The sequence below is a fragment of the Monashia sp. HAY1-5C genome (assembly GCF_056755255.1).
This window is the reverse complement of record NZ_JBPGXG010000185.1, coordinates 1-7,107: the sequence shown is the minus strand read 5'-3', so window position 1 is coordinate 7,107 and position 7,107 is coordinate 1. Positions and strand designations below refer to the sequence as shown.

The 7,107-nt window shown below is 71.0% G+C and carries 8 protein-coding genes and 1 pseudogene; 7 read left to right on the top strand and 2 right to left on the bottom strand.

The genetic code is table 11. From position 1 onward, the window contains the following. On the bottom strand, positions 1–381 hold a 381-nt coding region (locus tag ACR9ZK_RS19860; RefSeq protein WP_481343696.1), incomplete at its 3' end, for a universal stress protein. A 170-nt stretch (positions 382–551) separates the two neighbouring features. Here ACR9ZK_RS19860 and ACR9ZK_RS19855 point away from each other — a divergent pair. The 6 genes from ACR9ZK_RS19855 (at position 552) to ACR9ZK_RS19830 (ending at position 5,237) form a co-directional block, all read left to right on the top strand. Next, the gene (locus ACR9ZK_RS19855; protein WP_481343695.1) at positions 552–1,454 is read left to right on the top strand and encodes a universal stress protein; all 903 of its coding nucleotides are present in this window, start codon (positions 552–554) and stop codon (positions 1,452–1,454) included. A 92-nt stretch (positions 1,455–1,546) separates the two neighbouring features. Beyond that, positions 1,547–1,729 (top strand): PLDc N-terminal domain-containing protein, encoded by a 183-nt coding sequence (locus ACR9ZK_RS19850; RefSeq protein WP_481343694.1) that lies wholly within the window; start codon positions 1,547–1,549, stop codon positions 1,727–1,729. Between the two features lie 105 nt (positions 1,730–1,834). Then, a complete protein-coding gene (locus ACR9ZK_RS19845; protein ID WP_481343693.1) occupies positions 1,835–2,482 on the top strand; it encodes a CPBP family intramembrane glutamic endopeptidase in 648 nt (215 codons plus the stop codon). Between the two features lie 108 nt (positions 2,483–2,590). Further along, positions 2,591–2,971, top strand: coding sequence for a hypothetical protein (locus tag ACR9ZK_RS19840; RefSeq protein ID WP_481343692.1), 381 nt, complete (start codon positions 2,591–2,593; stop codon positions 2,969–2,971). Positions 2,972–3,109: 138 nt separating this feature from the next. Beyond that, positions 3,110–3,682 (top strand): nitroreductase/quinone reductase family protein, encoded by a 573-nt coding sequence (locus ACR9ZK_RS19835; RefSeq protein ID WP_481343691.1) that lies wholly within the window; start codon positions 3,110–3,112, stop codon positions 3,680–3,682. A gap of 67 nt (positions 3,683–3,749) precedes the next feature. Further along, positions 3,750–5,237, top strand: a complete 1,488-nt coding sequence (locus ACR9ZK_RS19830; RefSeq protein ID WP_481343690.1) for a nuclear transport factor 2 family protein — start codon at positions 3,750–3,752, stop codon at positions 5,235–5,237. Positions 5,238–5,317: 80 nt separating this feature from the next. Here the strand turns inward: ACR9ZK_RS19830 and ACR9ZK_RS19825 are convergent, their stop codons facing one another. Continuing rightward, complete coding sequence (locus ACR9ZK_RS19825; RefSeq protein WP_481343689.1) at positions 5,318–6,166, bottom strand: IclR family transcriptional regulator; 849 nt, start codon at positions 6,164–6,166, stop codon at positions 5,318–5,320. Positions 6,167–6,388: 222 nt separating this feature from the next. Between ACR9ZK_RS19825 and ACR9ZK_RS19820 the strand changes: the two are divergent. Next, positions 6,389–7,107 (top strand): annotated as a pseudogene (locus tag ACR9ZK_RS19820) (malate synthase A); the annotation flags it as partial.

The window sequence follows — 7,107 nt, the reverse complement described above, 5'->3', positions numbered from 1 at the left end:
TCTCGAGGCGTCGACCAACGTCGCGACGGCCCCGCCGCGCACGGCCTCGGCCACGATGCGGTCGCCGTCCAGGACGGTCCGCGCGCGGTCCCGGCCGGCCGCCACGACCTGCCGAGCCCGCTGGTCGAGGTCCACTGGCAGCAGCGCGCTGCCTGTCAGCCCGTCGCCCTCGACGCCGACGTAGGGACTCGCGCACAGGACGAGAAGCCCGCTGCCACGGCGGCTCGCCTCCCGGGCCGCCCAGTCGAGCGCCGCATCGGCCCCGTGGGTGCCGTCGTAGCCGACGACGACGGTGGTTCCCTCGTCAGGGTGGGCGCCGCGCCGGGGGGCGGTGCTCGTGACCGTCTGTCCGTCTCTGTCCTGGTGCCGCACCGTGACCATGGCTCCTCCTTGGATCGTGCTCTGTCTCCAGACTTTCGGCGGCGGCACGGCGCGACACGGGTCGAAGGTCCTGACATCTGCGGAGGCCTTCGAGGGAGGCCTTCGGGGGTGACACGGGGGCGGGCCCTTGGTCCCTGCCGACGAGGAGCCCTGCCGCCCACGATCGGTGTATGACCACGAACACTCTTTCCCCTGGGGCGATCCTCGTCGGCTATGACGGGCGCCGAAGCAGCCGCGGCGCCCTGTGCTGGGCCGTGCACGAGGCGAGGTCGCGCAACCGCGCCCTGCACGTGCTGCACGTCCAGCCATGGGCCGGAGAGCCGCTCCCGGGCACGGACCCGCGACGCGAGGAGCGCGTCGTCATGGAGTCCGCGATGTCAGTGGTGGAGCAGCACGCTCCCGGCCTCGAGATGAGGTACGAGACGGTGACCGGGCCGCCGGCCCGCGAGCTGCTGACTCGCGCTCAGACCTCCGAGATGGTCGTGCTCGGCGGACAGCGTCAGGGCACCGTGGAAGCCGTCGTCGGTGGCGCGATCGCGACGCAGCTCGCGGGCCGTAGCGGCTGCCCTCTCGTGGTGGTCAACGACACGATGCGGCTGGCTGAGTCGAGCTTCCTCGCTGGGGAAAGGACGTATCGGCGGCACCTCACGGTCGGGGTGGACGGCAGCGAGGCCTGTGGTCCTGCCGTGGCCTTCGCCTTCGACCGGGCCAGCAGGCTGGGCCTCGCGCTCACGGCCGTCGCGTGCTGGTGGTGGCAGGACACCGGGCCCTATCTGGCCGGTGCCATGGACTGGTCGGACACCGCGCGGGACAGCGAGGCCCGGCTGGTCTCGGAGCAGCTGGCGGGCTGGTGCGACAAGTATCCGGACGTGATGGTCGAGTCCACGCTGGTGCGCGGGCACCCGGTCGAGACGCTCATCGAGGAGTCGGCCGGCTCCGAGCTGCTCGTCGTGGGCAGCCGAGGCCATGGCGGATTCGCCGGGCTCGTCCTCGGGTCCGTGAGCCTGCGCGTGCTCACGCACGCTCGAACTCCCGTGGCGGTCGTCCCCTCCGAGCTCTCGTCGGATGAGTGACGTCGGGCATGAGGGATGAGGGAGGAACCATGAACCGGCGGCGGACCAAGCAGTGGTCGGACCTGAGCAGCAGGCAGAGGACAGCCACTCTGGTGGCCGCCTCCGTGCAGCTGTCCATGGCGGCGACGGCGTGGGTCGACCTCGCCCGCCGAGACGCTGCCGAGGTCAACGGGAGCAAGGCGAAGTGGGCCGCCATCATCGCGATCAGCTGGGTCGGGCCGATCGTGTACTTCGCGCGGGGTCGCAAGCAGGCGTCGGTGCCCGGTGGGCCTTGACAGAACAGGCTCACGAGCGGGGCGGCTGACGTGACTCGTGTTGAGCCAGCGCGAGACAACCCTGCATTGGGCCAGGGACCGCCCCCGCGTGCGCTGGCGAGGGCGATGCTGGTCATCCTGGCGCTGGCCGCCTTCTCAGCTGCCTTCGTGCTTCTCGACCAGGCTTTCAACCACTTCGTCACCTCCCGATTCCCTCCGATCGGCGCGTCAGTGTGGCTAGCGACGGCGTACGGGCTCGCCTCTCGCCTGCATCTGATCGTCCCGCTCGCGGTGGTCTCTGTCTGGCGACCTCGAATGCTGGGCTTGCGGCAGGGTGAGACTCGACGTCACTGGCGACGGCTTCTGCTGACCCTCCTCGCCAACTGCGGCATCGTGGGTGGGTACCTCCTCCTGACCCGCGGCACCACTCCCTACAGCGGCCACGAGTGGTTGATCACCGAGGTTGTCACCGTTCCGCTGGTCGAGGAGACGATGTGGCGCGGTGCCGTCTTCGCGATGCTGTGCGCCGCATTCGCTCGCATCTACCCCGACCACATGGGCACAACGCTCGCCGTGTGGGCAGGCGGCATCGCTTTCGGTCTGCTGCACGCTGCCAACGCGCTCGTGGGGGTACCCATCGGCTTCGTGGCGGTGCAGGTGTTGAACGCCGCCGTCTGGGGCGTCGTGTACGGATATGCGCGCGCGGTGACGGGCAGCCTGTATCCGCCCCTCATCCTGCACGCAGCGATGAACCTGATCGTCGTTCTGCACTAGGCAATGCGTCGCCTGCCGTGTCTCGACCATCACCCCGCGCGCGAGACCTTCGCCTCTGCTGCGTGAGCCGAACGCGGACCAGGGTGGACGGTGGAAGGAGGTGTGATCATGAGACTGAGACTCAAAGACCTGGTCGGCACCATCCTCGTCGTTGCCATCGGCGTCCCCTACGTCGGTTACCTGGTCAACGGCGAGATGCCGTTCGTCAAGGACCCCCGCGGGATGTCAGCCGTCGGCCTCGTCCTGGGCACCGTCGCGTTCCTCGTCATGAGGAGCGGCGACGCCTTCGACCGAGTCGGCAAGGTGGGAACCGGTGTCGCCGTCGTCGCGCTGGTCCTCGGACTGGTGGCTTTGGCTTTCGCCGAGGCTGCCGCCGCCGAGGTACTGCTGGCCGTGTTCATGGGCTCGATCCTCGTCGTGTGGCTGATGGAGATCGTCGACCACGCCGGGTTCGTGCACGCGCACGACGCACCGGCGGCCCACGCCTGACGCCCGACGGACCCCTGGAGGGTCCACGAGCGGGCTACGCCTGTCGGTGCGGTTCGACGATCCGGGTGCACCTGTGCACCCGGATCGTCGAAGACGCGGCCCGGTCGTGCAGGAAGGCGGAGCAAGGAAGGTGGAATCGTGAAGAACAGTCAGGCGGCCAGGGCCTGGCACGACCGACCCCTTCTCGGGCTTCGGCGGCGGCCGGGCCGGTTGGCACTCGCAGTGTTCCGGCTCCCCCTGGTCCTCTACCGCCGCGGATGGGGTCGGCTTCTCGGTCGCACCTTCATGCTGCTCGTCCACGCTGGACGCACCACGGGGCGGGCGCATCCGATGACGGCGATGGTGATGCGGTATGAGCCCACTACCCGTGAGGTCGTCATCCTTTCCGGGTGGGGTCCCGACTCCGACTGGGTCCGGAACCTCCGTGCCCGTCCCGCCCTGCGCGTGGAGGTCGGCCGCGAGTCGTACACCCCGCAACATCGGTTCCTCTCGGACGAGGAAAGCGTCGACGTCGCAAGGGATTTCCTCAGACGGCACCCGTACCGCGGGATGCTGGCTTCGCGGATCCTCGGCTGGCCGGACCTGCGCGCTGAGGCTGCGCTCCGCTCCTTCGTCCGAACCCACCCGTTCGTGGCGCTGCGACCCGCAGCCGTCGGTGCCGACTCGAGTCGCCGAGACGGCGGCCTCGACCGCGCGGCGTGGCCCGGCTGACGTGATGCTCGGTGTGCGCGCTGGTCCGCGGAACCCGGGTCGACGACGACGTGGCCACGGAGCCGCGGTGCTCGGAGCGATCGCCGCGACGTCCGTCGCCCTGCTGACCGGTTCCGGAACGGGCCGGCCCTGGGCCGAGAACGCCGTGCAGTGGATCGCGGCGCGGGACCGCGCGTCGCATCGGTCCGTCGCGGAGCTGCTGATGTTCGAGGCGGCCGACAGCGTGCACCTCCTGTGCTGCAACCAGGTGGGGCCGATCCAGGGCCGCCCAGCCGTGGCCGGCTTCGTCGCGGGCACGTTCTCCTCCATCGAGAAGGGCGTGACGGGGCGGTCGTACATCGACGTGTCCGGGGCGGTCGTCGAGTACCGGCTGACGCCCGGGTCGGACGGTGACCGCCCGCCCGGGTGGGGTGACCGTCTCGGTCCCGACGAGCTTCTGGTGTCGGAGCACGCCGCCGACGGTGCCGCGACCCGGACCGTGCACGGGGCGTCGCTCCAGTTCCTCACAGCTCCGGTCTACGACGCGCGCACGTGGTTCGGCGAGGACCTGGCTGCCTCACGGGGGCTCGTGGACCGCTACCTGTCCGCGTGGTCCGGACGCGATGGTCGTGCGGTCGGCGCTCTCTACGGGGAGAACGCGACCCTGCTCGACTCTGTGCTGGGAGTGCGGCGCATCGGGCGGGATGCGATCGGGTCGTTTGCCGCGGAGCACGGTGGGGCGCCGCTGCGGCTGGACGCGATCCCCGGTGGCGGGGGGCCGGCGCTCTACGGCTACTGGCCCGAATACCGTGGTCCCCTCACGGCCTACCTGACCTACACCGGTGACGACGGCACCGGCTGCCCGGGTGGCGTCACGGCACAGCTGCAGATCGAGAAGGGCCGGATCGTGGCCGAGCGCCGGTACCACGACGTCGCGTCGATGCGCAGCTGCGTCAGCGCGTCGGAGCTGCCGGACGGCTGGTGGACGCATGCGGTCCTCCCCGCGCCCGTCGAGGACCGGGTCACCGGAACCGTCACGGTGGCCGGGCGGCGGGTTGAGGTGCACAACGGCACCGAGGCGGCCGACGATCTGGTCCGCTGGGCGATGGGACGGTTCCCCACCGCTCACCTCGGCATGCCGGACGTCGCGTCCGTCGCGTTCGACGAGCACGCCCATCCGGTCGAGTGTTCCAGCGACAGATGGGGACTGGCCCGCCCGCAGGGCAGGAGCAGCAGCATCTACCTGTGCGACACCGTCGAAGGGGCGGCCGCGACGCCGTTCCAGCGGTCGATGATGTTGCACGAGCTCGCGCACGCGTGGATGTGGCAGAACCTCGACGAGCCGACCCGGGAGCAGTTCCTGGCCCGGATGCAGCTGCGGGCGTGGGACGCGCCCGGCGTCCCCTGGGAGACCCGCGGGATGGAGCAAGCAGCCGACGTCATCGCATGGGGACTGGCCGAGGCCCCGCTACAGGGTCGGGAGCTCGCGGACCGCAGCTGTGCCGAGCTCACCCAGGCGTTCGAGCTGCTGACCGGCGCTGCCCCACTGCACCTACCGTGCCCGCCGAGGCGATGACGGCCAGGAGCGCGCGATGTGCACGGGAGCGCGAGCGCGATCGGAGATGAGAGCGCCTGAACCCGGCGGCCGGTCGAACCTCAGGAGCGTGTGCTCAGCTCCGCTGCGATGGCGGCCGCCGCCGAGCGGAGCGGCGCCACGGCCTTCTCGACCATGCCGTCTGCCATCCGGGTGAGCGGGCCGGACATCGAGACCGCGAGCCGGCCGTCGCCCGGCACGGGGACCGCGACACACCGCACACCGAGCTCCTGCTCCTCGTCGTCCACCGCGTACCCGCGGCTGCGGGTCCGGTCGATCTCGGCGATGAAGGCATCCGGCGTCGTGATCGAGTGCTCCGTTCGGCTCGCCATCCCGGTGCGCCCGAGCAGCGCTCGGATCTCGTCGTCGTCGTGCGATGCGAGGATCGCCTTGCCGACGGCGGTCGTGTGCGGGTCGACGCGACGACCCACTTCCGTGAACATCCGCATCGAGTTCTGCGAGGGCATCACCTGGCCGACGTAGACGACCTGGTCGCCGTCGAGCATCGCGAGGTTGACCGACTCGCCGAGCTCCGCGACCACGGCGGCCAGGTGCGGCCTGGCCCAGCTGGCCAGCCGCCGCGAGGTCGTCTCGCCGAGCCGGATCAGGCGAGGGCCGAGGGCGTACTGCCGCGAGGGCTCCTGACGGACATAGCCGAGGTCGACGAGCGTGCGGACGAGCCGATGGATCGTGGGCAGCGGGAGGTGCGTGTCGGCCGCCAGCTGCGAGAGGCTGATCACGCCGCCGGCGTCGGCGATGGTCTCGAGGATCGCGAAGGCCCGGTCCAGGGACTGGACGCCGCCCGTGGCCCTCGCGCCGCCCGCGGGGCCGCGACCGGACGCCGAGGAGCCCGCGCTGGGCGTGGCGCTGGAGCGGGCGTTCGAACGCGTCCCGGTCGTGCGTGCGGGCATGCGGCCCTGCCTCTCTCGGCTCGTCGTCTCACGAGGCGCAACGCTGTTTGTGAGAATAGTTTTCCGTATGATGAAATCATAGCCCAGCGAGCGCCATCAGGGGCAGCCAGCGCCGTGCGTCACTGCCGTCCAGTCTCGCAGGGGGACGGCCGCCGCCGGCGAGGCGGGGCCGCGTGTCCGAACCACGAACCAGCCCCACGCGGGCGTGAGCAAGGAGCGAGCATGACAGCCACCGGCACCCTCACTGTCGCAGGACCCCCCGTCGAGCGAAGCGACGAGGTCCTGACGCCGGAGGCGCTCGAGCTCGTGGCCGACCTCCAGCGCCGCTTCGGCGCCCGGCGTGACGAGCTGCTCCGCGCGCGGGCCGCGCGTCGGGCTGCCCTCGCGGACGGTGGCACGCTCGACTTCCTCCCCGAGACGGCCGAGGTCCGGTCCGGTGACTGGACGGTCGCCGCACCGCCTCCCGCCCTGCGCGACCGACGCGTCGAGATCACGGGTCCGACCGACCGCAAGATGGCGATCAATGCCCTCAACAGCGGAGCGAGGGTGTGGCTCGCCGACCTCGAGGACGCCAACACCCCGCACTGGCGCAACGTCGTCGGGGGACAGGTGACGCTGCGCGACGCCGTCCGCGGCACCATCGCGTTCACGAGCCCCGAGGGCAAGGAGTACGCCCTGCGCGACCCGGAGCAGGCACCCGTCATCGTGCCGCGTCCGCGGGGCTGGCACTTCGACGAGGCCCACGTCACGCTCGACGGCGCACCGGTCGTGGCAGCGCTGCTCGACTTCGGCCTCTACGCCTTCCACAACACGCACGAGCTGCTCCGGCGCGGGAGCGGTCCCTACTTCTACCTCCCGAAGATGGAGTCGCACCTCGAGGCGCGTCTCTGGGACGACGTCTTCACCCGCACCGAGGAGGTGCTCGGTCTCGACCGCGGCAC